Consider the following 26,013-nt stretch of genomic DNA (forward strand, 5'->3'; position numbering starts at 1 on the left):
GCGAAGGCGCTACTTCCACCTTGGTCGGGACTCGTATGAGGACGCCTGCAACCGGCTTCGCGCCTTCGGGCTGATCCGGGACGCGGAACCAACCCTCCTCGCTCCCTCAGGGGTGAACCTGCAGCGGATGGCGAGTCGGACCTCGCCGAGGTGCAGCAGGTCTTCCTCAGTCAGCCGGCTCGTACGGCCGCGGATCGTTACGAGGCGTATCGATACCAGGTGACCAACGGGGGCCTGATCGAGAACGCGGTGGATAAGTGTCTGAAGGAGACGATCATCCGGAAGAAGCAGCTGAAGAAGGCCTGACTTGCTCTGCGATGCACCCAACAGAGTCATGTCTTACGAGTCGCTTCGCAGGCGCTGCGGGCACAGCTCGGGGCTCGTCACGACCCGGCGCACGAACGGCTCTGGTCGGGTTCTGGTCCTTGCTTCTGTGCTGGCCTGGGCAGCTTGGTGTGAGTGGTAGCGGTCACCGCAACTGTCCAGGGGGCGCTGTTCACCGAGGTCTGTCTGGGTTCGATCACGCCAACTGGGACCACGACACAATGAGGGCCCCGACCGGATTCCGGTCGGGGCCCTCATTTGCCCAGCTGGGCGGCTGCGGAGGATACGAGATTCGAACTCGTGAGGGGTTGCCCCCAACACGCTTTCCAAGCGTGCGCCCTAGGCCTCTAGGCGAATCCTCCGCCGGAAACATTACATGACCGAGGGGAGTGCTCGCGAACTCGTTCCTGCTGGCCGGGATCGGGTACTCTTTGCGCAGCCCCTCACGCGGCGCTATCTGACTGAACTCCCCCAGGGCCGGAAGGCAGCAAGGGTAGGTCGGCTCTGGCGGGTGCGTGGGGGGCGTCTGTGTTTGCGGGCGGGGCTGGTTGTCAGTGGGCGCCTATAACCTCGTATGTGTGTCGTCTCTCGCGCTGTACCGCCGCTATCGCCCGGAGTCCTTCGCCGAGGTCATCGGGCAGGAGCATGTCACCGCCCCGCTGCAGCAGGCGCTGCGGAACAACCGGGTCAATCACGCGTACCTGTTCAGCGGGCCGCGCGGGTGTGGCAAGACGACCAGCGCGCGGATCCTCGCCAGGTGCCTGAACTGCGAGCAGGGGCCCACTCCGACCCCGTGCGGTGAGTGCCAGTCCTGCCAGGACCTGGCCAGGAACGGGCCGGGATCGATCGACGTGATCGAGATCGACGCCGCTTCGCACGGTGGCGTGGACGATGCCCGTGAGCTGCGCGAAAAGGCCTTCTTCGGCCCCGCGGGCAGCCGGTACAAGATCTACATCATCGACGAGGCCCACATGGTCACGTCGGCCGGCTTCAACGCGCTGCTCAAGGTCGTCGAGGAGCCGCCCGAGCATCTCAAGTTCATCTTCGCGACCACCGAGCCCGAGAAGGTCATCGGGACCATCCGCTCGCGCACCCATCACTATCCGTTCCGGCTCGTCCCGCCGGGCACCCTGCGGGACTACCTCGGCGAGGTGTGCCAGAAGGAGAACATCCCCGTCGAGGACGGTGTGCTCCCGTTGGTGGTGCGTGCGGGCGCGGGTTCCGTGCGCGACTCCATGTCCGTCATGGACCAGCTGCTCGCCGGTGCGGGCGCGGACGGTGTGACGTATGCCATGGCGACCTCCCTCCTCGGGTATACGGACGGGTCGCTGCTGGACTCCGTCGTCGAGGCGTTCGCCACCGGGGACGGGGCCGCGGCGTTCGAGGTCGTGGACCGTGTCATCGAGGGCGGCAACGATCCCCGACGGTTCGTCGCCGACCTGCTGGAGCGCCTGAGGGACCTGGTGATCCTCGCCGCCGTTCCGGACGCCGCGGAGAAGGGGCTCATGGACGCCCCGGCCGATGTCATCGAGCGCATGCAGGCCCAGGCCGGCATCTTCGGTGCCGCCGAGCTCAGCCGCGCCGCCGACCTCGTCAACGAGGGCCTCACCGAGATGCGCGGCGCCACCTCGCCCCGCCTCCAGCTCGAACTCATCTGCGCGCGCGTGCTGCTGCCCGCCGCCTACGGCGATGAGCGCTCGGTGATGGCCCGACTCGACCGCATCGAGCGGGGCGTCAACTTCTCCGGCGGCGGTGGCGCGCCCGCGGTCGGGTACGTGCCCGGTCCCGAGGCGCACATGGGTGCGGGACCGGCCGCCGGTGCGATGCCCGTTGCGCCGGGCGGTGGCATGGCGGCGGCAAGGGCGGCCGTGCGGGCCACCGGCGGCGGTTCGGACCCCGGTCCCGGTGGTGAACAGGGCGTCCAGCACCCGGCTCCGGCGCAGGCTCCCCCGGCGGCAGCCGCCTCGCAGCCATCCGCCTCGCAGCCATCCGCCTCGCAGCCATCCGCTCCGCAACCGTCCGCTCCGCAGCCATCCGCTCCGCAGCCACCCGCCCCCGCCCCCGCCGCCCAGGCCCCGGCCGTCGGTGCCTGGCCCACCGCCGCACCCACCGGCGCCGGCCGACGTCCCGGCGGCTGGCCCACGGCTGCCCCGGCGGGCAGCGGCCGGCCGTCGTCCCAGACTCCGGCCGCCCCCGGCCCCGCGGCCTCCGCGCCCCCGGCGGCGCCCGCCGCTCCCGCGGCACCCGTCACCCCCGTGACCCCCGCCCCCGGCGGCCTCGACCCCCGCACGCTCTGGCCGAACATCCTGGAGGCGGTCAAGAACCGTCGACGCTTCACCTGGATCCTGCTCAGCCAGAACGCCCAGGTGGCCGGGTTCGACGGCACCACCCTCCAGCTCGGCTTCGTCAACGCCGGCGCCCGTGACAACTTCGCGAGCAGCGGCAGCGAGGACGTGCTGCGACAGGCGCTGGCCGAGCAGTTCAACGTGCAGTGGAAGGTCGAGGCGATCGTCGACCCGTCGGGCGGTTCGGCACCCCCGCCGTCCGGCGGCTCCCCGGGTTACGGCGGAGGCGGTGGCTACGGCAATCAGAGCGCCGGTGGCTACGGCAACCAGGGCGCCCCCGCGCAACGCCCCGCCGCCCCCCAGTCGTCCCCCGCGGCCCCCCAGGCCCAGCCCCCGGCCCAGGCTGCCCCCGCCCCGGCCCCGGCACCCCGGCCGACAGCCGCCCCGGAGCCGCCCCCGGTGGCCCCCGAGGACGACATCCCGGAGGACGACGACCCGGACCTCGACGAATCCGCCCTCTCCGGCCATGACCTCATCGTGCGGGAGCTGGGAGCGACGGTGGTCGAGGAGTTCTCGAACGAGTAGGAGGCGTTCTCGAACGAGTAGAACGAATGGGAGGAGCCGGGGGCGGGCCCGGCCGTGCGGCGCCCGTCGTTCGGAGGAACCTACAGCGGTCTCCGCTCCCGGCCTTCGGAAGCCCGTACAAACACCCCGGCCCGCGCCGGATAGGCTGACCCCGTGAAGGTCCTCGTCATCGGCAGCGGCGCCCGCGAACACGCCCTGTGCCGCTCCCTGTCCCTCGACCCCGACGTCATCGCGCTGCACTGCGCCCCCGGCAACGCAGGCATCGCCGAGGTCGCCGAGCTGCACCAGGTGGACGCCCTGGACGGCAAGGCCGTGTCCGCGCTGGCCACAGAGGTCGAGGCCGACCTCGTGGTCGTCGGCCCGGAGGCCCCCCTGGTCGCCGGGGTCGCCGACGCCGTGCGCGAGGCGGGCATCCCGGTGTTCGGCCCCTCCAAGGAGGCCGCGCAGATCGAGGGGTCCAAGGCCTTCGCCAAGGACGTGATGGCGGCCGCCGGCGTACCCACCGCCCGGTCCTACGTCTGTACGACGGCGGAGGAGGTGGCCGTGGCCCTCGACGCCTTCGGCGCCCCCTATGTCGTCAAGGACGACGGGCTGGCCGCGGGCAAGGGCGTGGTCGTCACCGACGACATCGAGGCCGCCAAGACGCACGCGGCGGAATGCGAGCGCGTCGTCATCGAGGAGTTCCTCGACGGCCCCGAGGTCTCCCTCTTCGCGATCACCGACGGCGAGAGTGTCGTCCCGCTCCAGCCGGCGCAGGACTTCAAGCGGGCCCTCGACAACGACGAGGGCCCGAACACCGGCGGCATGGGCGCGTACTCCCCGCTTCCCTGGGCCGAGCCCAAGCTGGTGGAAGAGGTCCTGCAGACCGTTCTGCAGCCCACGGTCGACGAGATGCGCAGGCGCGGCACCCCGTTCTCCGGGCTGCTCTACGCCGGTCTCGCGATCACCTCGCGGGGTGTGCGGGTCATCGAGTTCAACGCCCGCTTCGGCGACCCGGAGACCCAGGTGGTCCTGGCCCGTCTGAAGACCCCGCTGGCCGGCGTCCTGCTCGCCGCCGCGAACGGCGCCCTCGACGACCTGGCCCCGCTGCGCTGGAGCGAGGACGCGGCGGTCACCGTCGTCGTCGCCTCGCACAACTACCCCGGCACCCCGCGCACCGGCGACCCGATCACCGGTCTCGACCGGGTGGCCGCCGAGGACGCCCCGCACGCGTACGTGCTGCACGCCGGCACCCGGCGCGAGGGCGACGCGGTCGTCAGCGCCGGTGGCCGGGTCCTGTCCGTCACGGCGACCGGCAAGGACCTCACCAAGGCCCGCGAGCGGGCGTACGCGGCCGTGGAGCGCATCGGCCTCGACGGTTCGCAGCACCGTACGGACATCGCCGCGAAGGCGGCGGCGGGCGCGTAACGCCGTACAAACGCCGAACATCGACAGACAAACGCCGCACAAACCGGCGTACAAACGCCGGACGGCCACCGTCCTCGTGCCAAGCCTCGGGCCCCGGAGAAATCCGGGGCCTGATCATTGCTGTCTGTCGTGCACCTCTGACCAAAGCCATTCCATCGAGTGAGCAATGCCCCATCCGGCTGACGGGGGCCGAGGCCCCAACTAGGGTGCGGCGCAAGCGTTCCGGCACTTGGCCCACCGGCATTGCGATGTCTCCGGCGGGTGCCACAGTGGGGGAGTGAGCAACGCCAGGACAGCACCAGGGCATCAGCGGCATCAACGAGGGGGTGACCTCCGGTCGTGACCGGAATGGGTGTGGAGGCGGGCGCGCAGGCGGCGCGGTCCCGGGCCCTCGCCGTGCTGCGGATCCGCGGCCGGGCGCTGGCCGTGGCCCTGCTGCCCGCTGCCGTCGCCGTGATCCTGCTGGCCGGCGGTTCCACGGGCCATCTGCCCGGCCGCGGCTGGGACCTCGCCCGCTGGACCATGAGCGGGGTCGCCCTGCTGGTGCTGCTGGCCGCCGCGGGCATCGCGCTGATCGTGGCCCGTTCCCGCCCGGCCGTGAGCCCGACGGTCGCGATCCCGGAGGAGTCCGCCCCCGACCTGTACCGGATGGTGCGTGACCTCGCCGACCGGCTCGACGTGCCCGCGCCCTCCGCCATAGCGCTCACCCCGGACTGCGACAGCTGGCTGGAGGACCGCACCCACCCCGCGCACGGCCCGCCCCCGCCCGAGCACCACGACGAGCTGGCGGACCCGGGCCGGCGCGCCCAGCGCCGTACGGCGGCCGCGCCCGTCCTCGTCATCGGCTCCCCGTTCCTGTGGTGGATGCGGGTCGGCGAGCTGCGCGCGGTGCTCGCTCCGGTCGTCGCCGGTACGGGCCCCTCGGCGCACCCGGACATAGCGGCCGCCCGCCGTTTCGTCCGGGGGCTGGACGCGGCGGTCGCCGTGACCTCCGCACCCGGGCGCGGCCCGCTCGCCCGCTCCGTGCTCGCGGGCGTCGGCTGGGTGGCGCGACTGATGCTGCGCGGCTGCCGGGAGCACGCGGCCGAGATGGAGAGGGGCGTGGCCGCCGCGGCCGCCGAGCGTGCACAGGCTGTGGATTACGGCCTGCGGATCGTCGCCCAGGAACAGGTGGGGCTGGCGTACGCGGGCTGGGACCGGCTGCTGACCCGGGTCGCGCTGCCGGCCTGGCGGATGGGCCGCTGGCCCTCCCGGCTGGACGCGGGCGTGGTGGCGGCGCTCACCGAGCTGTCCCGGCGGGATCGCCTGGCCGAGGGCTTCGCCTCCCGGCTCGGTGAGCGTCCCGCCTGTGACCTGCTGGAAGAGCCCGGCCTTGTGGACGAGGCCGCCTCCCTGCTCGCCGCCCGCCTCTTCCACGGCGGCCCCGCCGAGCAGGGCCCGGACTGGTCCCCGGTGGACTGGCAGGAGTATCCGGATGAGGTCGTGGACCGGAAGTGGCGCACCGACGCGGCCCGTCTCCACCGTGTCCTGGACGCCCTCGGTGTCCGCGCCACCCCCGACCCCGCCGCCCCGGCCCCCGGCGGCCCCACCCTGTCCCGCGTCCTCGACCACCTGTCGGATCCAGCGGACGAGGCCGACGGCGACCCCTCTCCGGCCGGTGCGCGCGGCGAGGGAGACGCGATTGCCGCGGAGAACGCGGAGAACGCGGACGACGAGGACAAGGCACCCGAGGGCGTAGGCGCCGAAGACGCCGGTGAAGACGCCGGGTACGACCCGTCCTTCCCCGACACCGCCGCATACGACGACGAGCCCGACGGCGACTCCGAGAACCAGCGCGGTGCCGCCCTCGCCGCGCGGCTCAGCGCGGAGCTGGCGCGCGAGGAGGCCTCCGTCTGCGCCTCCGCACCGCCGACCGGCCCGGCCCGCCCCGGCCAGGGCCCCGACACCGGCCTGTGGGACGACGGCGCCCTGCCCCTGTTCCCCCTCCAGCCCCCGCGCACCGCCCGCGAGCTCCTCGCCGACCACGTCACGGCCATGGTGTGCTGCGCCGCGATGGACACGGCGGGCGCGGTCCCGGGCCTGGACTGGCTCGACGGCCCGTCCCTCCTCATCAACGGCGAGCGGGCCGCGGATCTGACCTCCCGGGTGCTCAGCCTGACCGAGGAAGGTGATCCGGACCCGCTTCGAGCCTGGCTGATCGAGTCGGGGATACGTCCGGAGAAGCCGGTACGGCTCGTCTGACCTCGGACGATGGTCCGTCGTAGCGGAGTGTCTTCTTCCAGTTCAGGTCAATTCGCAACGAATAGTGACCGCGCGCGTGCGTTATGTGATGTGCTGGGACCGATCGCGCACATGGCAAGGGCTTACGACATACGACAGCCGCATCGCACGCACAGCACGGGGGCCCGAGGGAGGGGAGCGATCATGGGATCCGAGCAGATCCGCCGCTGGGAGTCGGGAGCACTCGCACACGCCGTCACGGACCCCTTCGGCCTGGGACCGGTTCCCTGGCTGCGCGGCAGCGAGACCTACTTCGACGACACCGGCCATGTCGTCCCCTGGTACGTGGACGCGACCCAGCAGCACGCGCCCCCGGCGGGCACCGGCAGGCCGCGAGTACCGGCTCCGCGCCCCTCCGGCGGCCCCCGCTCGGCGGACGACGTCCACCGCCAGATCAAGGGCTTCACCTCCACCGGCGCGGTCGCGCCCGGCGAGGCGGTCGACTTCCACATCACCGTCGACCCGCCCCAGCAGTTCGGCGTGGACATCTACCGCATCGGCCACTACGGCGGTGACGGCGCCGCCAAGATCACCACCAGCCCCCGGCTCTCCGGCATCGTCCAGCCCCCGCCGCTGACCGCCGACCGCACGGTCTCCTGCCACCACTGGTGGCTGTCCTGGCGGCTGCAGGTCCCGTCGTACTGGAGCAACGGCGCCTACGTGGCCGTCCTCACCACCGCCGACGGCTACCGCTCCCACGTGCCGTTCACGGTCCGCGACAGCCACCCCGCGGATCTGCTCCTGCTGCTCCCCGACATCACCTGGCAGGCCTACAACCTCTACCCCGAGGACGGCCACACCGGCGCCAGCCTCTACCACGCCTGGGACGAGAAGGGCCGGCTGCTCGGCGAGGCCGACGCCGCGACCACGGTCTCCTTCGACCGCCCGTACGCGGGCGCGGGCCTGCCCCTGCACGTCGGCCACGCCTACGACTTCATCCGCTGGGCGGAACGGTACGGCTACGACCTCGCCTACGCCGACGCCCGCGATCTGCACGCCGGACGCGTCGACCCCACCCGCTACCGGGGCCTGGTCTTCCCCGGTCACGACGAGTACTGGTCGACCCAGATGCGCCGCACGGTGGAGATCGCCCGCGAGAGCGGCACCTCGCTCGTCTTCCTCTCCGCCAACACCATGTACTGGCAGGTGGAGCTGGGCCCCGCCCCCTCCGGCGTGCCGGACCGCCTGCTCACCTGCCGCAAGCGCAAGGGGCCGGGCAGGCCGGTGCTCTGGCGTGAGATCGACCGCCCCGAACAGCAGCTGGTCGGCATCCAGTACGCGGGCCGGGTCCCCGAGCCCCATCCGCTGGTCGTCCGCAACGCCGGGCACTGGCTGTGGGAGGCGACCGGCGCGGGCGAGGGCGACGAGCTGGCGGGCCTGGTGGCCGGCGAGGCCGACCGCTACTTCCCGCGCACCCCGCTCCCCGACCACGAGGAGCGCATCCTCCTCGCCCACTCCCCCTACACCGACAACGACGGCGTCCAGCGCCACCAGGAGACCTCCCTGTACCGCGCGCCCTCCGGCGCCCTGGTCTTCGCGTCGGGGACCTTCGCCTGGTCACCGGCCCTGGACCGGCCGGGACACGTGGACCCCCGTATCCAGCGGGCCACCGCCAACCTGCTGGACCGAATCTGCAAGCGCGACTGACCCGATCCGCAAGCGCGACCGACCCGCTGTCCATGACCGGCCACCCCATACGGGACAATCGAGCCACTTGGACAGAACCACGGGGAGGAACCGTGTCCGGATTCGTCGAAAAGCCCGAGCCGATCCAGGTTCCGGGTCTGGTGCATCTGCACACCGGCAAGGTGCGCGAGCTGTACCAGAACGAGGCGGGCGACCTCGTGATGGTCGCCAGCGACCGCATGTCCGCCTACGACTGGGTGCTGCCGACCGAGATCCCCGACAAGGGCCGTGTCCTCACCCAGCTGTCCCTGTGGTGGTTCGACCAGCTCGCCGACCTGGTCCCCAACCACGTCCTGAGCACTGAGCTGCCCGCGGGCGCGCCCGCCGACTGGGCGGGCCGCACCCTGGTCTGCAAGTCCCTGCGGATGATCCCGGTCGAGGCCGTGGCCCGCGGCTATCTCACCGGCTCGGGCCTCATCGAGTACCAGGAGTCCCGTACGGTCTGCGGCCTCGCCCTGCCCGAGGGTCTCGTCGACGGCTCCGAACTGCCCGCCCCGATCTTCACCCCGGCCACCAAGGCCGAGGTCGGCGAGCACGACGAGAACGTGTCGTACGAGGAGGTCGCCCGGCAGGTCGGCGTGGAGACCGCCGCCCAGCTGCGCCAGACCACCCTCGCCGTCTACAACCGGGCCCGGGACATCGCCCGTGACCGCGGGATCATCCTCGCGGACACCAAGTTCGAGTTCGGCTTCGAGGCGGACACCCTCGTCCTCGCCGACGAGGTCCTCACCCCGGACTCCTCCCGCTTCTGGCCGGCCGACCAGTGGCAGCCGGGCCGCGCGCAGCCGTCGTACGACAAGCAGTTCGTGCGCGACTGGCTGACCTCCGCCGAGTCCGGCTGGGACCGCAAGAGCGAGCAGCCCCCGCCGCCGCTGCCCCAGCAGGTCGTGGACGCCACCCGGGCGAAGTACGTCGAGGCGTACGAGCGCCTGACGGGCCTGAGCTGGGCGTGACGCAACGGGCGTAACGCAAAAGGCCCCCGGGAAACCGGGGGCCCTGCTGGAGCGGACGACGAGGCTCGAACTCGCGACCTCAACCTTGGCAAGGTTGCGCTCTACCAACTGAGCTACGTCCGCATTGCGCTGCTGCGCGAGAGCAACTATACCCAACCTCGCTCCCGTGCGAGACGGACCGCCGCATGACGGTTCTCGGCCCCGAGTTTCGTCACGGCCGAGGAGAGGTAGTTCCGCACGGTCCCCGGCGACAGCGCGGCCCGCTCGGCGATCTCCGCGACCGGTGCCCCGTCGGCGGCCAGCTCCAGGACCTCGGCCTCGCGCGCGGTCAGCGGCGAGTCCCCGGCGGAGATCGCGTCGGCGGCCAACTCCGGGTCGACGTAGCGGTTTCCGGCGTGCACGGTACGGATGATCTCCGCGAGCCGCTGGGCGCTGACGGTCTTCGGGACGAACCCGCGCACACCTGCCGCAAGGGCCCGTTTCAGATGGCCGGGCCGCCCGTGACCCGTGACGATCAGCACCTGGCAGCCGGGCAGTTCGGCCCGCAGGGATGTGGCGACCCTCACACCGTCGGCGCCCGGCATCTGAAGATCCAGGACCGCGACGTCCGGTTCGTGGGCCCGCGCCATGGCGAGTGCCTCGGGCCCGGTCGCCGCCTCGGCGACCACGACGAGGTCGTCCTCCAGGGAGAGCAGCGCGGCCAGCGCCCCGCGGATCAGATGCTCGTCGTCGGCGAGCAACAGCCGTACCGGGGACCTCATGACGCAACTCCGCTCACACTCGCCACGGGCACCTCGGCCACCAGCCTGAACCCGTCCTCCCCGACGGCGCCCGCCGTCAGGGTCCCGTCCACCACGGCCAGCCGCTCCCGCAGCCCCGCGAGCCCGGAACCCCCTCCCCCGTCGAGGGCCGCGGACGCTCCGTCGTTCTCCACCGTCAGCACCACACGCCCCTCCAGCACCCGCAGACCCACGGCACAGCGCCGGGCGTCCCCGTGCCGCAGCACATTGGTGGTGGCCTCCCGCACGACCCAGCCGAGCGCGGACTGCACTTCGTCCGGCAGTACGGCGGCCCCGGCCTCGCCGGTCGTCTCGCAGTCGATCCCGGCGGCCTTCAACACTCCCTGCGCACCGGCGAGTTCCACCCCGAGGTCGGCCTCCCGGTACCCCCGTACGACATCCCGTACCTCCCGCTGCGACTCCTGCGCCACACGCTGCACCTCGATCATCTGCTCCACGGCCTCCGGCCGCCCGCGCCGGGCGAGCTGCACGGCCAGCTCGCTCTTCAGTGCGATCACCGCCAGGTTGCGGCCCAGTACGTCGTGCAGATCACGCCCGAAGCGCAGCCGCTCCTCGGCGACGGCCAGCCGGGCGCGGGTCTCGCGGGCCTCGTCCAGTTCGTAGACGGCGTCGAGCAGCCACACGGAGAACACGGCGGTGAAGGCGAAGAACCCGGCGCCCACCAGGACCGTGATCGAGGCGGTCAGCGCGGCCGCCGCGGGGACGCCCAGTGGCAGGGACACCGCGCCCGCCCCGGCGGCGAAGCCCGCCACCAGTGCGAACACCCGCCGCCGGCTGCGGACTCCGAGCGCGATGGTGCCCGCGCCGAAGATCAGCACCACCCCGAAGACCATGCCCGCCGCCGTGTCGACCGCGTCGCCCTTCGGGCCGTACTCCGAGAGGACGAGAGCGGTCACGGCGATCGCACCGGTGACCGCGCCGAGCGTCCACAGTGACCGCCGCGGCCGGTCGCGCCGGCCGCGGGTCCAGTCGAGCGTCCGTGAGGCGGTCGCCGCGCACAGCGCCGCGTGCCCGGCCACCAGGGCCGACAGCCAGCCGGCGAGGCCCGAACCCACCTGCCCGAACAGCGGCAGCCCGAACGTGGCGACCTCGATCACCGCGAAGAAGTGGAACGACCAGCGGGTGTAGGTCTCGACCTTGGCGGGCGTGCTCTTGCGCCGCCACCAGCCAGGCGTACCGCTCATTCCGTCGCCCCCCGTTCAGCCATTGCGCTGCCCCCCGTTCAGCGCCGCGGCTCCCACCGGAACCACCGCCGTACAGCAAACACCGCCAGAACGGTCCAGGCCAGCGTGGTCAGTACGGCGCCCAGCACCTCGTACGCGCCCAGATGGCCGGTCCAGCCGGCGCGGACCAGCCGGACGGCGGGGGAGAGCGGGAGGAGGTCGCAGACGGAGGCGAGGCGGTCGGGCAGCACCTCGGTGGGGATCGCGATGCCCGAGCCGATCATCGACACGACTACCAGCGGCAGCGCGGTGACCTGGGCGCTCTCGGTGGTCCTGGTGAAGGCCGAGGTGAGGGCGGCGAGCGCGGCGCTCAGCACCAGGCCCGACAGGACGCCGAGGACGGCCAGCTGCGGTGCCCTGGGCGCCCCCGCGTCGAGGAGCACCGCGCACCCCACGGACAGCACCAGCGCCTGGGCGAGTCCGACGCAGACCGCGGGAAGGGCCGTGCCGACGAGGATCTCCAGGTCGCCGAGTTCGCCGGTGCGCAGCCGCTTGAGGACGAGTTCCTCGCGGCGGGTGACGAAGGAGCTCACCAGCGCGGTGTACACGCAGAAGAGGAAGGAGAAGCCGATCCCGGCCGTCACCATCACCGCGCCGACGGTCAGCCCCTCGGCCTTGAGGTCCAGTTGCTCGACCGCGGGCCGCACGGTGAACGGCAGCGAGAGCGGTACGAGCAGCGCCGTGAGGACGGCACTGCGGTTGCGGCCGAGCAGGGTCAGTTCGGCCCGGGCCAGGGCCCGCAGCCGCCGGGCCACCGGTGCGTGTGCGAGGGTGCTCATGCCGCCGCTCCTGCCGTGGGCTCCTGCTCCCGGGCGATCCCGAGGAATGCCTCCTCCAGCGACGCCGACCGCATGTCGAGGCCGCGCAGTTCGACCCCGGCCCGCTCGGCCCACACCAGCAGCCCGGTGGCCGTCCGCTGGAGTTCCCGGGTCCGCAGCCGTACGGTCCTGCCCGCCACCTCGTGCCCGCACACCGCCAGCTCGGCGAGCGGCGGCAGGTCGCCGAGGAAGTACCCCTGGGGCAGTTCGAAGGAGACGCGGGAGGGCCGGCCCGCGGTCACCTCGGCGGGTGTGCCGGAGGCGGCGATGCGGCCCTCGTGCAGGATCGCGAGCCGGTCGGCGAGGCCCTCCGCCTCTTCCAGGTAGTGCGTGGTGAGCAGCACGGTGGTGCCGGTGTCGCGCAGCGCCCGTACCAACTCCCAGGTGTCCCGGCGTCCTTCCGCGTCGAGCCCGGTCGTCGGCTCGTCGAGGAACAGCACCTCGGGTTCGCCGAGCAGCGCGAGCGCCAGATCCAGGCGCCGCCGCTCACCTCCCGACAGCTGCTTCACCCGCACGCCGGCCTTCCGCGCCAGTCCGACCAGCTCCAGTGCCTCGCTCTCCGGCCGGGCCCCGCTGGTGCAGCCGGCCCACATCCGCGCGGTCTCGGCGACGGTCAGCTCGGACGGGAAGCCGCCCTCCTGGAGCATCACACCGGTGCGCGGCCGTACCGCGGCCCGCTCCAGGTAGGGGTCGTGTCCGAGGACCCGCACCTGTCCGCCCGCCGGTGCCGTGAGGCCCTCCAGCAGCTCGACCGTCGATGTCTTGCCCGCGCCGTTGGTGCCCAGCAGCGCGAAGATCTCGCCGCGGTTCACGGAGAATTCGATTCCGCGCACCGCCTCGAACCCGCCCCCGTAGACACGCCGGAGGTCGGTGACCTCGATCACGTGCTCGTGCTCGTTGATGTCCATGACATCAGCGTCCCGGCGGGCGGGGCCGGACGGCAGTGCGCGGTGTCATCACTCGGCATGACAAATGTCAGACGGACGGCGCATTAAAAAACCCCGGTCATGAAGACCGGGGCTTCTCTGGAGCGGACGACGAGGCTCGAACTCGCGACCTCAACCTTGGCAAGGTTGCGCTCTACCAACTGAGCTACGTCCGCACTGCTCCCGATCGGCTCCCACCGATCGGTGCGAGCACCAGCCTACCCGATGCACAAGCGTGCTTGTGACGGTGACGGTGCCAGAGCGGGTGACAGGGATCGCACACTGCGCCTTCCCCCTGGAAGGGGGATGTTCTACTACTGAACTACACCCGCATGTAGTCCGTGGGATTCGGCCTTTCGGCCTCGCCCCTCGGCGTGCTCCAGACATTAGCTGATCAGCAGGGGGGTAGCGCAAGTCGGCTGCTGACGGCGGCCAAGTCGGCTGTCCTCAGGGCCCGGTGACGGACCCTGAGGACTCACCCCTCGCGGGCGTCACTGCGCGGCGCTGAACGCCTCGTAGACCTTCTTGGGGATCCGGCCGCGCGCGGGCACGTCCATCTTGTTCGCCTGGGCCCAGGCGCGGACGGCCGCGGGATCGGGAGCGACCTCGGTCTGCCGGTAGGTCTTGCCCGACTTCGCCCTCTTGCGGCCGGCCGCCACGTACGGCTCAAGAGCCTTACGCAGTTTCTTGGCATTGGCTTGATTGAGGTCGATCTCGTACGACTTGCCGTCGAGTCCGAAGGCGATCGTTTCCGCCGCTTCCGAGCCGTCGATGTCGTCAAAGAGAGTGACCACGACCTTCTGCGCCACGAATATCGGTCCCTTCGTGCGACACCCCCTCTGCGGTGACGTGCCAAGACGCCCGGGAGATGTCGACTGTCCGCCTGTTAACGGGGAAAGTATCGGCTATTGCCAATTCATTTGTACAGTGCTCGGCAATGCAAAGTGAAGCCCGACTAAATCCGCCCGCGTGTCCGAGCGCAATAGCTGCCACGGGTGGACCGCCGAACTTTCCCAGATTTTTTGGTGAGGGCACCCGTTCGACACCTGATCGTGATGCCCGTCACGTAGTTTCCTACAACTCTACTCGCGTAGAAATTTTGTGCGGGTAGTCTGAAGGAACCTGCTCAGCACCACACACCGGGAGTGCCAGTGGCACGCGTCGTAGTCGACGTCATGCTCAAGCCGGAGATCCTCGACCCCCAGGGCCAGGCGGTGCAGCGCGCACTGCCGCGACTGGGTTTCGAAGGCATCTCCGACGTACGTCAGGGAAAGCGATTCGAACTTCAAGTTGACGGCCCGGTCGACGAGGCCGCGCTCGCCCGCATCCACGATCTTGCGGAATCCTTCCTCGCCAACACCGTGATCGAGGACTTCACCGTCAAGGTGGAGGAAGTCGCGGAGGCCGCGAAGTGACCGCTCGTATTGGCGTCGTCACTTTCCCGGGAAGTCTCGATGACCGCGACACCCGGCGCGCGATCCGCCACGCGGGTGCCGAACCGGTCGCCCTCTGGCACAAGGACAAGGACCTCAAGCAGGTCGATGCCGTGGTGCTGCCCGGCGGTTTCTCCTACGGCGACTATCTGCGGGCCGGAGCCATCTCCCGCTTCTCGCCGGTGATGGAGTCCGTCATCGAGCAGGCGAAGGCCGGACTTCCCGTTCTCGGTATCTGCAACGGCTTCCAGATCCTCACGGAAGCCCACCTTCTCCCGGGCGGGATGCTCGGCAACAACCACCTCCACTTCATCTGCCGCGACCAGAAGCTGCGGGTGGAGAACGCGGAGACCGCCTGGACGAGCGACTACAGCGCCGGCCAGGAGATCCATATCCCGCTGAAGAACATGGACGGCCGGTACGTCGCCGACGAGTACACGCTCGACAAGCTGGAGGCCGAGGGCCGGGTCGTCTTCCGCTACCTGGACTTCAACCCCAACGGCTCGCTGCGGGACATCGCCGGCATCACCAACGAGGCCGGCAACGTCGTCGGCCTGATGCCGCACCCCGAGCACGCCGTCGAGCCGCTGATCGGTACGGGCCGTACCGACGGCCTCCCGTTCTTCACCTCGATCCTCAAGAAGCTGGTGGGCGCATGAGCCGGACGCCTCTGGACACGGTCGAGCACGCGGCCGCGACCCCCGACGTCGAGCTGCCCTGGGCCGAACTCGGTCTGAAGAAGGACGAGTACGAGCGGGTCGTCGAGATCCTGGGCCGCCGCCCGACCGGCGCCGAGCTCGCCATGTACTCGGTCATGTGGTCCGAGCACTGCTCGTACAAGTCCTCCAAGGTCCATCTGCGCCAGTTCGGCGAGAAGGCCCCGCAGAGCGACGCGATGCTGGTGGGCATCGGTGAGAACGCGGGCGTCGTCGACGTCGGCCAGGGTTACGCGGTCACCTTCAAGGTCGAGTCGCACAACCACCCGTCGTACGTCGAGCCCTACCAGGGCGCGGCCACCGGTGTCGGCGGCATCGTCCGCGACATCATCGCCATGGGCGCCCGCCCGGTCGCGGTGGTCGACCCACTGCGCTTCGGCGCCGCCGACCACCCCGACACCAAGCGCGTCCTGCCGGGCGTGGTCGCCGGCATCGGCGGCTACGGCAACTGCCTGGGCCTGCCCAACATCGGCGGCGAGGTCGTCTTCGACGCCTGCTACCAGGGCAACCCGCTGGTCAACGCCGGTGCCATCGGCGTCATGCGGCACGAGGACATCCACCTCGCGAAGGCGTCCGGCGCGGGCAACAAGGTCGTCCTTTACGGCGCCCGCACCGGCGGCGACGGCATCGGCGGCGCCTCGATCCTCGCGTCCGAGACCTTCGACGACGCCAAGCCCTCCAAGCGTCCCGCCGTCCAGGTCGGCGACCCCTTCCAGGAGAAGCTCCTCATCGAGTGCACCCTGGAGGCCTTCCAGGAGAAGCTGGTCGTCGGCATCCAGGACCTCGGCGCGGCGGGTCTGTCCTGCGCCACGTCCGAGCTGGCCTCCAACGGCTCCGGCGGAATGCGCGTCACGCTGGACGACGTGCCGCTGCGCGACTCCACGCTCTCGCCCGAGGAGATCCTCATGAGCGAGTCGCAGGAGCGCATGTGCGCGGTCGTGGAGCCGGAGAAGGTCGACCGGTTCCTGGAGATCTGCGACAAGTGGGACGTCATCGCCACCGTGATCGGTGAGGTGACCGACGGCGACCGCCTGGAGATCTACTGGCACGGCGGCAAGATCGTCGACGTCGACCCGCGGACCGTGGCCCACGAGGGCCCGGTGTACGAGCGCCCGTACGCCCGCCCGTCCTGGCAGGACGAGCTCCAGGCGGACGACGCGAACAAGCTGCCGCGCCCGGCGACCTCCGAGGAGCTGAAGGACCAGGTCCTGAAGCTGGTGGGCTCGCCCAACCAGGCCTCCAAGAAGTGGATCACCTCGCAGTACGACCACTTCGTGCAGGGCAACACCGTCCTCGCCCAGCCCGAGGACTCGGGCATGATCCGCGTCGACGAGGAGACCGGCCTCGGCGTCGCGATCGCCACGGACGGCAACGGCCGGTACGCCAAGCTCGACCCGTACACGGGCGCGCAGCTGGCCCTCGCCGAGGCCTACCGCAACGTGGCGACGACGGGCGCCAAGCCGCTCGCCGTCTCCGACTGCCTGAACTTCGGCTCGCCCGAGGACCCGGCGGTCATGTGGCAGTTCGCGGAGGCCGTGCGCGGCCTGGCGGACGCCTGCCTGCAGCTCGGCACCCCGGTGACCGGCGGCAACGTCTCCCTCTACAACCAGACGGGCGAGGCGGCCATCCACCCGACCCCGGTCGTCGCGGTCCTCGGCGTCATCGACGACGTGGCGCGCCGCACGCCGGTCGCCTTCCAGGAGGAGGGCCAGCTGCTCTACCTCCTCGGCGACACGCGTGAGGAGTTCGGCGGCTCGGCCTGGTCCCAGGTCGTCCACGACCACCTCGGCGGTCTGCCCCCGAAGGTCGACCTGGAGCGGGAGCGTCTGCTCGGCGAGATCCTGATCTCCGCCTCCCGCGACGGCATGATCGACTCCGCGCACGACCTGTCCGACGGCGGTCTGATCCAGGCGGTCGTGGAGTCGGCGCTGCTCAGCGGCAAGGGCGCGCGTCTGGTCGTACCGGACGGGCTCGACGCGTTCACCTTCCTGCTCTCCGAGTCGGCGGGCCGCGCGATCGTCGCCGTGCCGCGCTCGGAAGAGGTCCGCTTCAACGACATGTGCGGCGCGCGCGGCCTCCCGGCCACCCGCATCGGCGTCGTCGACGGCGACGCGGTGGAGGTCCAGGGCGAGTTCGCGCTCAGCCTGGCGGAGCTGCGCGAGGCGCACGAGGGGACGATCGAAGCGCTGCTGGCGTAGTCGGTCGTACGACGGTGAAGGCCCCGCCCGGATTCACGTTTCCGGGTGGGGCCTTCGCGGTTCGTCGGACGTTCAGCGGACGTAGTTCTTGAGGATCTCCGTGTCGAGCTCGATGTTCATCGGGCCGGGGATGCACACCTTCTCGCCGAACTTCGCGGTGTGGACGTCGCGGTAGCCGCCGACCTGCCGGTCCGGGTTGCTGTGCACGGTGACGGTGCAGGAGTCCCGGTCGATCAACAGGTACAGCGGGATTCCGGACTGGCCGTACACGGTCGGCTTCTCGTGCCGGTCCCGCCGGTCGGTGTCCGAGTCGTACGAGGTGACCTCGACGACCATGAGCGCCCCGTCCGGGTCGGCCCACTCGCCGTGTCCCGCGAAGTGGGCTTCGGGCGCGAGCACGGCATCCGGCTTCGCCCTGCCTTCCCGGTACGCATCGACCCGGAGCCCTCGGTCGCAAAACAGATCCAGGTCGGGCCTGGTTTGCATACAGCGCCGGGCCAGCCAGGTCACGATGGTGCTGCGGTCCCCGTCTGCCGGCTTCTTGACTCCGATCCGTCCGTCGATGAACTCCAACGTGACGGTTTCGGGAGCGGCGGAGGCGATCGTTTCGAACTCCTCCACCGACATCTGAGACGTGCGCTCGGCCATGACCGTCTGTTGCACCCCCTTCCAGGCGAAGGCCAGTGTTGTCCGCGCCCGGCAGTGCGGAGGCGGGTTTCGCCGTTGATCACTCGCACGGGTGGAGTCCTAGGCTCACCCCATGCCTCCTGCCAAGAAGCGCACCCGGACCTACGACCCCGCCAAGACCCGTACCGCCGTACTGGCCCAGCTCGGCGCCGTGCGGGACGCCGTCCGTACGCTCACCCCCGCGCAGCTCGCCCTTCCCACCCGGCTGGGTGAGTGGACCGTGCGGGAGCTCGTCGCGCACATCGGGATGGCGGTCACCGCCGTCCACCGGGCCCTCGACGAGCCCGCGCCGGCCTGGCAGGACGTCGCCGTCGTGGAGTGGCCCTTCGCCACCGCCGTCAATGCCTCCGCCATCGCCGACTTCACCCGGCACCTGGTCGAGCAGCACCCCGACCTCGACGCCTATCTCGCCGACGTCGACCGGAGCCTGCGCGAGCTCCTCGACGAGCATCCCGGCAGCCGGCTGCTGGCGACCAGCGCGGGGGCCCTGCCCCTGGACGACTACCTCGTCACCCGCGCCGTGGAACTCGTCGTCCACACCGACGACCTGAACGCGGCCGTACCGGGCCTCGACGTGCCCCACGACCGCCAGGCCCTCGCCGCGACCACCCGCCTGCTCGCCGACGCGCTCGCCGTGAAGGCCCCCGGCGGCTCCACCGAGGTCCGCATCCCGCCGTACGCCGTCGTGCAGTGCGTCGAGGGGCCCCGGCACACCCGTGGCACCCCGCCCAACGTCGTCGAGACCGATCCGCTCACCTGGATCCGGCTCGCCACCGGGCGGCTGCCGTGGAAGGACGCCATCGAGGCGGCGGAGGTGAGCGCGAGCGGGGAGCGGGCGGATCTCGCGGCCCTGCTGCCGCTGATGTCCTAGCCATGGCCAGGAGGCGCGCGCACAGGGAACCGACCTCCCCCGTCCCTCCGTCGAACCGACATGCACAGGCAGAGGCACAAAGAGCGTCTGACCCTCGCGGCCGCCGCCGTCGTGCTCGTTCCGCTCGCGGCGGCCTGCGGCAGCGAGCACGCGGGCAGTGGATCCGCCGGAGCCCAGGAGCCGGTGACCGGCGTCCACTGGATCGTCGACAGCGTCACCGTGGACGGCACGACACGCAGTGCCCCGGAGGGCGCCCACATGGCGATCGACGACAGCGGCAGGACCGAGGGCAACTACGGCTGCAACCACTTCACCGCGCGCGCCGCCTTCGAGGGCGACCGCGTCCGGCTCAGCGACGCCACGGCGACCGAGATGGCGTGCGAGGCGCGGCCCATGGCCTTCGAGCAAACCCTCGCCCGCACCCTCGCCGCCGGCCCCCTCACCACCCGGGTGAACGGCGACCGGCTGACCCTCACCACCACCGGGGGCGACACCGTCCGGCTGACCAAGGAGGAGGACGCCCCGCTCTACGGCACCAAGTGGACGATCACGGCACTCGGTGCCGGCGACACCGTCAGCTCCCTGCCGAAGGGTGCCGACGCCCATCTCACCTTCGACCGCAGGAGCGGAAAGGTCAGCGGCCGCCTGGGCTGCAATCACGTCACCGCGCGCGCCACGGTCAGCGACGCCCGTATCACCCTGGGTTCTCCCGCGACCACCCGAATGATGTGCGACGCCTCACTCATGAATACGGAAAAGAGTCTGCTGCGGCTCTTCGACGGCACCGTCAGCTACCGACTGGATCATCGAAACCTCACGCTGACCAGCGAAAACGGAGAGACCGTGACCGCCGTGGCCGACGAGTGACCGGTTAAGAACGCATAACTTCGGTGCATTGGCCAATTCGGACCAGTGGTCGATCTCGCCTACACTCGGTGCCGTGCCACGTGGTGACGGTCGACTCAATCACGATCTGCTCCCCGGTGAGAAAGGCCCCCAGGACGCGTGTGGCGTCTTCGGTGTCTGGGCTCCGGGTGAAGAGGTCGCAAAGCTCACGTACTTCGGGCTCTACGCCCTCCAGCACCGGGGTCAGGAATCCGCGGGAATCGCGGTCAGCAACGGCTCCCAGATCCTCGTCTTCAAGGACATGGGCCTGGTCTCCCAGGTCTTCGACGAGACCTCTCTCGGTTCGCTCCAGGGTCATATCGCGGTCGGTCACGCCCGCTACTCGACCACCGGCGCGTCCGTGTGGGAGAACGCCCAGCCGACGTTCCGTGCCACCGCGCACGGCTCCATCGCGCTCGGCCACAACGGCAACCTGGTCAACACGGCGCAGCTCGCCGAGATGGTCGCGGGCCTGCCCAAGGACAACAACGGCCGGTCCACCCGGGTCGCGGCCACCAACGACACCGACCTGCTGACCGCGCTCCTCGCGGCCCAGGTCGACGAGGACGGCAAGCCGCTGACCATCGAGGAGGCCGCGCACGCGATCCTCCCGCAGGTCAAGGGCGCCTTCTCGCTCGTGTTCATGGACGAGCACACCCTCTACGCGGCCCGCGACCCGCAGGGCATCCGCCCGCTGGTCCTCGGCCGTCTGGAGCGCGGCTGGGTCGTCGCCTCCGAGAGCGCCGCCCTCGACATCTGCGGCGCCAGCTTCGTCCGCGAGATAGAGCCGGGCGAGTTCGTCGCGATCGACGAGAACGGTCTGCGCACATCCCGATTCGCGGAAGCGAAGCCCAAGGGCTGTGTCTTCGAGTATGTGTACCTCGCCCGCCCCGACACCGACATCGCCGGGCGGAACGTCTATCTCTCGCGCGTCGAGATGGGCCGCCGCCTCGCCAAGGAGGCCCCCGTCGAGGCCGACCTGGTGATAGCGACCCCGGAGTCCGGCACCCCGGCCGCCATCGGCTACGCGGAGGCCTCCGGCATCCCGTTCGGTGCCGGTCTGGTGAAGAACGCCTACGTCGGCCGGACCTTCATCCAGCCCTCGCAGACCATCCGCCAGCTCGGCATCCGGCTGAAGCTGAACCCGCTGAAGGAAGTCATCAGGGGCAAGCGCCTGGTCGTCGTCGACGACTCGATCGTGCGCGGCAACACACAGCGCGCCCTGGTGCGCATGCTCCGCGAGGCCGGCGCCGCCGAGGTCCACATCCGGATCTCCTCGCCGCCCGTGAAGTGGCCCTGCTTCTTCGGCATCGACTTCGCCACCCGCGCAGAACTCATCGCCAACGGCATGACGATCGAGGAGATCGGCACCTCGCTCGGCGCCGACTCCCTGGCCTACATCTCCATCGACGGCATGATCGAGGCGACCACGATCGCCAAGCCGAACCTGTGCCGCGCCTGCTTCGACGGCGAGTACCCGATGGAACTCCCGGACCCCGAACTGCTCGGCAAGCAGCTCCTGGAGACCGAGCTGGCGGCCGGTCCCGCCGCCACGGCCGCGGCCGACGCGATCCGTCGCCCGTAACACCGCAGTACGACACGAAAGCTCTCACAGCCATGTCTGAGACAACTGGTGCCAGCTACGCAGCGGCGGGCGTCGACATCGAGGCGGGCGACCGCGCCGTCGAGCTGATGAAGGAGTGGGTGAAGAAGACCCAGCGCCCCGAGGTCCTCGGCGGCCTCGGCGGCTTCGCCGGTCTCTTCGACGCCTCCGCCCTCAAGCGCTACGAGCGTCCGCTGCTCGCCTCCGCCACGGACGGCGTCGGCACCAAGGTCGACATCGCGCGCCGGCTGGGCGTCTACGACACCATCGGGCACGACCTGGTCGCCATGGTCATGGACGACATCGTGGTGTGCGGTGCCGAGCCCCTGTTCATGACGGACTACATCTGCGTCGGCAAGGTCCACCCCGAGCGCGTCGCCGCCATCGTGAAGGGCATCGCGGAGGGCTGTGTGCTGGCCGGCTGCGCCCTGGTGGGCGGTGAGACGGCCGAACACCCGGGTCTGCTGGGTGCGGACGACTTCGACGTCGCCGGCGCCGGTACGGGCGTCGTGGAGGCCGACCGGCTGCTCGGCGCGGATCGTATCCGTAAGGGTGACGCGGTGATCGCCATGGCGTCCTCCGGGCTTCACTCGAACGGGTACTCCCTGGTCCGTCACGTCCTGCTGAACCAGGCGGGCCTGGCGCTCGACGCGCACATCGAGGAACTCGGCCGCACGCTCGGCGAGGAGCTCCTGGAGCCCACCAAGATCTACTCGCTGGACTGCCTGGCCCTCATCCGCACCACCGAGGTCCACGCCTTCAGCCATGTCACCGGCGGCGGCCTCGCGGCCAACCTGGCCCGGGTGATCCCGGACCGGCTGCACGCCGTCGTGGACCGCTCCACCTGGACCCCGGGCGCGATCTTCGACCTCGTCGGCAGGACCGGCGACGTCGAGCGCCTGGAGCTGGAGAAGACCCTCAACATGGGCGTCGGCATGATCGCGATCGTGCCCGAGGCCTCGGTGGACGTGGCCCTGGCGACGCTGGCCGACCGTGGGGTCGACGCCTGGGTCGCCGGTGAGATCACGGACCGGGGCGAGCACGACTCGGGTGCGGCCCTGATCGGTGACTACGCCTGACGGTCCCGCTGACTGCGCCTGACTGACGCTCGCGGGGCCGCACGGCCCCGCGAGACCGGGGCCCGGCCGTTCCGGTCTCTGGGCCCCGAGAGGCAGCACGAAACCCGGTCCGGCGCTGAGGCCCCGGACCGGGTGAAGTGCAGTCGCTGCTGAGACGCTGAGACCGCGAAGCGCGCTACGTCAAGCGCCGCGACGATGCGACGTGGGACCGGACTCGTCGTCCTCGTCCTCGTCGTCGTCGTTGTAGAGATCCGCGTACTGGGCGTACGGGTCGTCTTCTTCCTCGTCGTCCTCGAACGGCTCGCCGTTCGGCGGCTGGCTCGAAGTCGAAGCGCCCAGCTCGCTGGCCAGACGCGACAGGTCAGTCCCGCCGCTGTTGTACTTCAGCTGGCGGGCGACCTTCGTCTGCTTGGCCTTGGCCCGGCCGCGCCCCATGGCTCGACCCCCTCGGTGACGGGGCTCGACGGCCCCAGAGTCTTGACACGCGTTCATGATCTGGAACGGGCTCTCCGTGGAGAGACCGGTCCGTAGGGCTTCCACGGTACCTGAGCCCGCGCCCATACGGTACGTCGCCCGCAGCACGTGCCTCGGCCCAGGACCCGCGAGGCGCCCCGTCCTCGCTGGTCAACCGCGATTTTAACCACTTCTCGGCGGCCGACCCGCCGACGAACGTGAGAGTTCTCTCTAACTGTCCGCCGACGGGTACCGGCAAACCTCGCGGAACCGCGGGGTCAGCGTGCCGCGGCGGCCTCGTGCATCCGCTGCTCGGCGATCCGGTCGGCCGCGGCGGCCGGCGGAATCCCGTCTTCCTTCGCACGTGCGAAGATGGCCAGCGTGGTGTCGAAGATCTTCGCCGCCTTGGCCTTGCACCGGTCGAAGTCGAACCCGTGCAGCTCGTCGGCGACCTGGATCACACCGCCGGCGTTCACCACGTAGTCCGGCGCGTAGAGGATCCCGCGGTCGGCGAGGTCCTTCTCCACACCCGGGTGGGCGAGCTGGTTGTTGGCCGCGCCGCACACCACCTTGGCCGTGAGCACCGCCACGGAGTCGTCGTTCAGCGCGCCGCCGAGCGCGCAGGGGGCGTAGATGTCCAGGCCCTCGACGCGGATCAGCGCTTCGGTGTCGGCGACCGCCGTGACGCCCGGGTGCTGGTCGAGGATCCGCCGTACGGCGTCCTCGCGCACGTCCGTGATCACGACCTCGGCGCCCTCGTCCAGCAGATGGCGGACCAGGTGGTGGCCGACCTTGCCGACACCGGCGATGCCGACCCGGCGGCCGCGCAGCGAGGGGTCGCCCCACAGGTGCTGGGCGGAGGCGCGCATGCCCTGGTAGACGCCGTAGGCGGTGAGGACCGAGGAGTCGCCCGCGCCGCCGTTCTCCGGCGAGCGCCCGGTGGTCCAGCGGCACTCGCGGGCCACGACGTCCATGTCGGCGACATACGTACCGACGTCGCACGCGGTGACGTAGCGACCGCCGAGCGAGGCCACGAACCGCCCGTAGGCGAGCAGCAGCTCTTCGGTCTTGATGCGCTCCGGATCGCCGATGATCACGGCCTTGCCGCCGCCGTGGTCGAGCCCGGCCATGGCGTTCTTGTACGACATCCCGCGCGCGAGGTTGAGGGCGTCGGCGATGGCCTCCGCCTCGTTCGCGTACGGATAGAAGCGCGTACCGCCCAGCGCGGGGCCGAGGGCGGTGGAGTGGATGGCGATCACGGCCTTGAGTCCGGTCGCGCGGTCCTGACAGAGCACTACTTGCTCATGACCGCCCTGGTCCGAGTGGAACAGGGTGTGCAGTACATCAGCAGGTGCGCCGGTTACGTCGGTCACTGTGGTGACTCCCGGGTAAGTTGCGGCGGTCGAAAGACCAGCTCCCGTACGGGTGGCGGGTGCTGTGGCATGAGCGTAGAGCCTGTGCACACCCGCCATCCGCGCAGTGTTCAGGATCACTCTCTCGCGCCGTGCGCGCACGCGTGCGCGTGGCACGATTTGCAGTGGTTTCCCGCCCGTTTCGGGATGCCTCGTACGGATCCCGTACAGGTCCCGTACGGGTTTCGAGCCCTATCCGGTGGGGAGGGAGCAGGCGTGCCCAAGGTGTCCTCGGTGATCGTCCCCTACGCGGCGTATCTGCGCGTGTACGAGCCGTTGGCCGCCTTCCCGGAGCCGGAGCGCGCTCACTGGGCGCGCTACGCCCGCCGTCCCGAGCGCCCCTCCTACCAGGACGAGCTGCGCCGCTCCCTGGCCGATCTGCTGCCCACCCCGCCGGTCCCGGTGCCGGTGCACGAGAGCGGCGACGCCTTCGTGCTGGACGTCGACGGGGTGGTCTGTGTCTGCCCCTGGCGCACCCGGCTGCGCGGCTGGCAGGCCCTGGGCGAGCTGCCCGAGGAGTTCCCGCCGTCCGTCCTGGACGCGGCGCTGCCGCCGGTGGTGCGCCGGCAGGCCGCCCAGGACTACGAGCGCTGGCTCACCCGCAACCCCGACGCCCGCCCCTGGATCCGCACCGCCACCTGGCAGGTGCCCCTGAACTGGTTCGTGCTGGTCTCCGACGAGGAGCGGGAGTACGCCAAGGGGAGTGCCGAGGAGGCTCCCCTGCTGCGTTACCGCACGCCCATGGTGCAGGCCAGACGGCGCGTGGCCCGGGGGCTGCGGACGCTCAAGGACGCCATCGAGGAAGGGCCGCTGATCGACGGCCTGGTGGACGTGGGGCGATGGCTGGAGGAGTTCCACCCGCGCTCGCTGGTGGAGCTGGACTACGGCGGCCTGGCGCATGTGGTGCCGGCCGGCGAGCTGGAGGGGGACCACTCGGCGGCGGACGTGGCCGAGGGCATCGACGCGCTGCGCAGGGGCGACGGGGCCGCGGCGGGGGAGGCGTACGGGCGGCTCGTGGAGCGGTGGCGGACGGTACGGGACCGGCGTTCCGCGAACTGAGTGACGTACGTCACGGCCCGAACCGCCCCGGACGACGTACGGTCTACGCCACTTAGGTCACCTGACGGGGCGTTGGTTCCGATCCGGGCTTTCGTGTCAAGGGTGACGGACCGCACTTACGCGGCCCTTGCGCCTCTTGCCGCTCCTCATGCCAAAATAGGACAAGGAGTCCGGGGAAGGCTCCGTCCGCCCAACTAAGCTCCGTTCTGGGCGGAATCTCAGCATTGCAATGCTTTGGGGGGTCTGGTGCCTCCTGATCGCCCTGTGACTGATCGTCACAGTGGCGTGACTGTCCGCTATGGCATGGTCCATCGGCTTCCGCGGCTGATG

At 70.9% G+C, this 26,013-nt stretch carries 22 protein-coding genes, 4 tRNA genes and 1 other RNA gene; 15 read left to right on the forward strand and 12 right to left on the reverse strand.

The window, feature by feature from the left end; all coding sequences use genetic code 11:
- Positions 1-150 precede the first annotated feature (150 nt).
- Positions 151-306: a hypothetical protein gene (locus AB0I54_RS31400; RefSeq protein ID WP_363299588.1), complete on the forward strand. Its 156-nt coding sequence runs from the start codon at positions 151-153 to the stop codon at positions 304-306.
- 295 nt (positions 307-601) lie between these two features.
- Here AB0I54_RS31400 and AB0I54_RS31405 read toward each other — a convergent pair.
- Positions 602-686 (reverse strand) — tRNA-Ser (locus tag AB0I54_RS31405).
- A 73-nt stretch (positions 687-759) separates the two neighbouring features.
- On the opposite strand from AB0I54_RS31405, the gene ffs reads away from it, so the two are divergent.
- From ffs to AB0I54_RS31435, 6 genes are all read left to right on the forward strand, one after another.
- Positions 760-854: signal recognition particle sRNA small type (gene ffs, locus AB0I54_RS31410), an RNA gene on the forward strand.
- A 48-nt stretch (positions 855-902) separates the two neighbouring features.
- Positions 903-3,194 carry a DNA polymerase III subunit gamma and tau gene (locus AB0I54_RS31415; RefSeq protein ID WP_363299589.1) on the forward strand — a complete coding sequence of 764 codons (2,292 nt, stop codon included), beginning with the start codon at positions 903-905 and terminating at the stop codon, positions 3,192-3,194.
- A gap of 153 nt (positions 3,195-3,347) precedes the next feature.
- On the forward strand, positions 3,348-4,601 hold the full coding sequence (gene purD / locus AB0I54_RS31420; protein WP_363299590.1) for a phosphoribosylamine--glycine ligase: 1,254 nt from the start codon (positions 3,348-3,350) through the stop codon (positions 4,599-4,601).
- Positions 4,602-4,949: 348 nt separating this feature from the next.
- Positions 4,950-6,842, forward strand: a complete 1,893-nt coding sequence (locus AB0I54_RS31425; protein ID WP_363299699.1) for a hypothetical protein — start codon at positions 4,950-4,952, stop codon at positions 6,840-6,842.
- Between the two features lie 183 nt (positions 6,843-7,025).
- Positions 7,026-8,528 (forward strand): N,N-dimethylformamidase beta subunit family domain-containing protein, encoded by a 1,503-nt coding sequence (locus AB0I54_RS31430; RefSeq protein ID WP_363299591.1) that lies wholly within the window; start codon positions 7,026-7,028, stop codon positions 8,526-8,528.
- 92 nt (positions 8,529-8,620) lie between these two features.
- Complete coding sequence (locus AB0I54_RS31435) at positions 8,621-9,520, forward strand: phosphoribosylaminoimidazolesuccinocarboxamide synthase (protein WP_363299592.1); 900 nt, start codon at positions 8,621-8,623, stop codon at positions 9,518-9,520.
- A gap of 47 nt (positions 9,521-9,567) precedes the next feature.
- Here the strand turns inward: AB0I54_RS31435 and AB0I54_RS31440 are convergent.
- The 8 genes from AB0I54_RS31440 to AB0I54_RS31475 all read right to left on the reverse strand — a co-directional run bounded on the left by AB0I54_RS31440 (position 9,568) and on the right by AB0I54_RS31475 (position 14,096).
- Positions 9,568-9,643, reverse strand: a tRNA-Gly gene (locus AB0I54_RS31440).
- A 23-nt stretch (positions 9,644-9,666) separates the two neighbouring features.
- Positions 9,667-10,281, reverse strand: a complete 615-nt coding sequence (locus AB0I54_RS31445) for a response regulator transcription factor (protein ID WP_363299593.1) — start codon at positions 10,279-10,281, stop codon at positions 9,667-9,669.
- Complete coding sequence (locus tag AB0I54_RS31450) at positions 10,278-11,504, reverse strand: histidine kinase (RefSeq protein ID WP_363299594.1); 1,227 nt, start codon at positions 11,502-11,504, stop codon at positions 10,278-10,280. The genes AB0I54_RS31445 and AB0I54_RS31450 overlap by 4 nt, the downstream gene beginning before the upstream one ends.
- A 38-nt stretch (positions 11,505-11,542) precedes the next feature.
- The gene (locus AB0I54_RS31455; protein ID WP_363299595.1) at positions 11,543-12,322 is read right to left on the reverse strand and encodes an ABC transporter permease; all 780 of its coding nucleotides are present in this window, start codon (positions 12,320-12,322) and stop codon (positions 11,543-11,545) included.
- Positions 12,319-13,269: an ABC transporter ATP-binding protein gene (locus AB0I54_RS31460; protein WP_363299596.1), complete on the reverse strand. Its 951-nt coding sequence runs from the start codon at positions 13,267-13,269 to the stop codon at positions 12,319-12,321. The genes AB0I54_RS31455 and AB0I54_RS31460 overlap by 4 nt, the downstream gene beginning before the upstream one ends.
- A gap of 118 nt (positions 13,270-13,387) precedes the next feature.
- Positions 13,388-13,463: transfer RNA gene (locus AB0I54_RS31465), tRNA-Gly, on the reverse strand.
- Positions 13,464-13,547: 84 nt separating this feature from the next.
- Positions 13,548-13,619: transfer RNA gene (locus AB0I54_RS31470), tRNA-Gly, on the reverse strand.
- A 159-nt stretch (positions 13,620-13,778) separates the two neighbouring features.
- A complete protein-coding gene (locus tag AB0I54_RS31475) occupies positions 13,779-14,096 on the reverse strand; it encodes an Lsr2 family protein (RefSeq protein ID WP_263210394.1) in 318 nt (105 codons plus the stop codon).
- A 342-nt stretch (positions 14,097-14,438) separates the two neighbouring features.
- Between AB0I54_RS31475 and purS the strand changes: the two genes are divergently transcribed.
- Genes purS through purL form a run of 3 tightly spaced genes read left to right on the forward strand, consistent with a single transcriptional unit; the run spans position 14,439 to position 17,634 of the window.
- Positions 14,439-14,702: a phosphoribosylformylglycinamidine synthase subunit PurS gene (purS, locus tag AB0I54_RS31480; protein ID WP_363299597.1), complete on the forward strand. Its 264-nt coding sequence runs from the start codon at positions 14,439-14,441 to the stop codon at positions 14,700-14,702.
- Entirely contained in the window at positions 14,699-15,379 is a 681-nt protein-coding gene (purQ, locus tag AB0I54_RS31485) for a phosphoribosylformylglycinamidine synthase subunit PurQ (protein ID WP_363299598.1), read from the forward strand. Before purS ends, purQ begins: the two co-directional genes overlap by 4 nt.
- Positions 15,376-17,634, forward strand: coding sequence for a phosphoribosylformylglycinamidine synthase subunit PurL (purL, locus tag AB0I54_RS31490; protein WP_363299599.1), 2,259 nt, complete (start codon positions 15,376-15,378; stop codon positions 17,632-17,634). The genes purQ and purL overlap by 4 nt, the downstream gene beginning before the upstream one ends.
- 72 nt (positions 17,635-17,706) lie before the next feature.
- Here the strand turns inward: purL and AB0I54_RS31495 are convergent, their stop codons facing one another.
- Positions 17,707-18,282 carry a Uma2 family endonuclease gene (locus tag AB0I54_RS31495; protein ID WP_363299600.1) on the reverse strand — a complete coding sequence of 192 codons (576 nt, stop codon included), beginning with the start codon at positions 18,280-18,282 and terminating at the stop codon, positions 17,707-17,709.
- Positions 18,283-18,394: 112 nt separating this feature from the next.
- Here AB0I54_RS31495 and AB0I54_RS31500 point away from each other — a divergent pair, with 112 nt between their 5' ends.
- The 4 genes from AB0I54_RS31500 (at position 18,395) to purM (ending at position 22,759) form a co-directional block, all read left to right on the forward strand.
- Entirely contained in the window at positions 18,395-19,192 is a 798-nt protein-coding gene (locus tag AB0I54_RS31500; protein WP_363299601.1) for a sterol carrier family protein, read from the forward strand.
- 60 nt (positions 19,193-19,252) lie between these two features.
- Entirely contained in the window at positions 19,253-20,059 is an 807-nt protein-coding gene (locus tag AB0I54_RS31505) for an META domain-containing protein (protein ID WP_363299602.1), read from the forward strand.
- A 73-nt stretch (positions 20,060-20,132) separates the two neighbouring features.
- Entirely contained in the window at positions 20,133-21,662 is a 1,530-nt protein-coding gene (gene purF / locus AB0I54_RS31510; RefSeq protein WP_363299603.1) for an amidophosphoribosyltransferase, read from the forward strand.
- Positions 21,663-21,694: 32 nt separating this feature from the next.
- Positions 21,695-22,759 carry a phosphoribosylformylglycinamidine cyclo-ligase gene (gene purM / locus AB0I54_RS31515; RefSeq protein WP_363299604.1) on the forward strand — a complete coding sequence of 355 codons (1,065 nt, stop codon included), beginning with the start codon at positions 21,695-21,697 and terminating at the stop codon, positions 22,757-22,759.
- A 180-nt stretch (positions 22,760-22,939) separates the two neighbouring features.
- Here the strand turns inward: purM and AB0I54_RS31520 are convergent, their stop codons facing one another.
- Entirely contained in the window at positions 22,940-23,194 is a 255-nt protein-coding gene (locus tag AB0I54_RS31520; RefSeq protein WP_363299606.1) for a DUF3073 domain-containing protein, read from the reverse strand.
- Positions 23,195-23,490: 296 nt separating this feature from the next.
- On the reverse strand, positions 23,491-24,585 hold the full coding sequence (locus tag AB0I54_RS31525; RefSeq protein ID WP_363299607.1) for a Glu/Leu/Phe/Val dehydrogenase dimerization domain-containing protein: 1,095 nt from the start codon (positions 24,583-24,585) through the stop codon (positions 23,491-23,493).
- Positions 24,586-24,840: 255 nt separating this feature from the next.
- Here AB0I54_RS31525 and AB0I54_RS31530 point away from each other — a divergent pair, with 255 nt between their 5' ends.
- Entirely contained in the window at positions 24,841-25,683 is an 843-nt protein-coding gene (locus tag AB0I54_RS31530) for a hypothetical protein (protein WP_363299608.1), read from the forward strand.
- Positions 25,684-26,013 lie beyond the last annotated feature (330 nt).

Origin of the sequence: Streptomyces sp. NPDC050625, from assembly GCF_040654755.1 — a bacterium.
Taxonomy (GTDB): Bacteria; Actinomycetota; Actinomycetes; order Streptomycetales; family Streptomycetaceae; genus Streptomyces.

Excerpts from the sequence above, each read along its gene's own strand:
- AB0I54_RS31425 (WP_363299699.1), top strand. The coding sequence starts at position 4,950 with ATGGGTGTGGAGGCGGGCGCGCAGGCGGCGCGGTCCCGGGCCCTCGCC.
- AB0I54_RS31430 (WP_363299591.1), top strand. The coding sequence starts at position 7,026 with ATGGGATCCGAGCAGATCCGCCGCTGGGAGTCGGGAGCACTCGCACAC.
- AB0I54_RS31445 (WP_363299593.1), bottom strand. The coding sequence starts at position 10,281 with ATGAGGTCCCCGGTACGGCTGTTGCTCGCCGACGACGAGCATCTGATC.
- AB0I54_RS31450 (WP_363299594.1), bottom strand. The coding sequence starts at position 11,504 with ATGAGCGGTACGCCTGGCTGGTGGCGGCGCAAGAGCACGCCCGCCAAG.
- AB0I54_RS31455 (WP_363299595.1), bottom strand. The coding sequence starts at position 12,322 with ATGAGCACCCTCGCACACGCACCGGTGGCCCGGCGGCTGCGGGCCCTG.
- AB0I54_RS31460 (WP_363299596.1), bottom strand. The coding sequence starts at position 13,269 with ATGGACATCAACGAGCACGAGCACGTGATCGAGGTCACCGACCTCCGG.
- purL (WP_363299599.1), top strand. The coding sequence starts at position 15,376 with ATGAGCCGGACGCCTCTGGACACGGTCGAGCACGCGGCCGCGACCCCC.
- AB0I54_RS31495 (WP_363299600.1), bottom strand. The coding sequence starts at position 18,282 with ATGGCCGAGCGCACGTCTCAGATGTCGGTGGAGGAGTTCGAAACGATC.
- AB0I54_RS31500 (WP_363299601.1), top strand. The coding sequence starts at position 18,395 with ATGCCTCCTGCCAAGAAGCGCACCCGGACCTACGACCCCGCCAAGACC.
- AB0I54_RS31505 (WP_363299602.1), top strand. The coding sequence starts at position 19,253 with ATGCACAGGCAGAGGCACAAAGAGCGTCTGACCCTCGCGGCCGCCGCC.
- purM (WP_363299604.1), top strand. The coding sequence starts at position 21,695 with ATGTCTGAGACAACTGGTGCCAGCTACGCAGCGGCGGGCGTCGACATC.
- AB0I54_RS31520 (WP_363299606.1), bottom strand. The coding sequence starts at position 23,194 with ATGGGGCGCGGCCGGGCCAAGGCCAAGCAGACGAAGGTCGCCCGCCAG.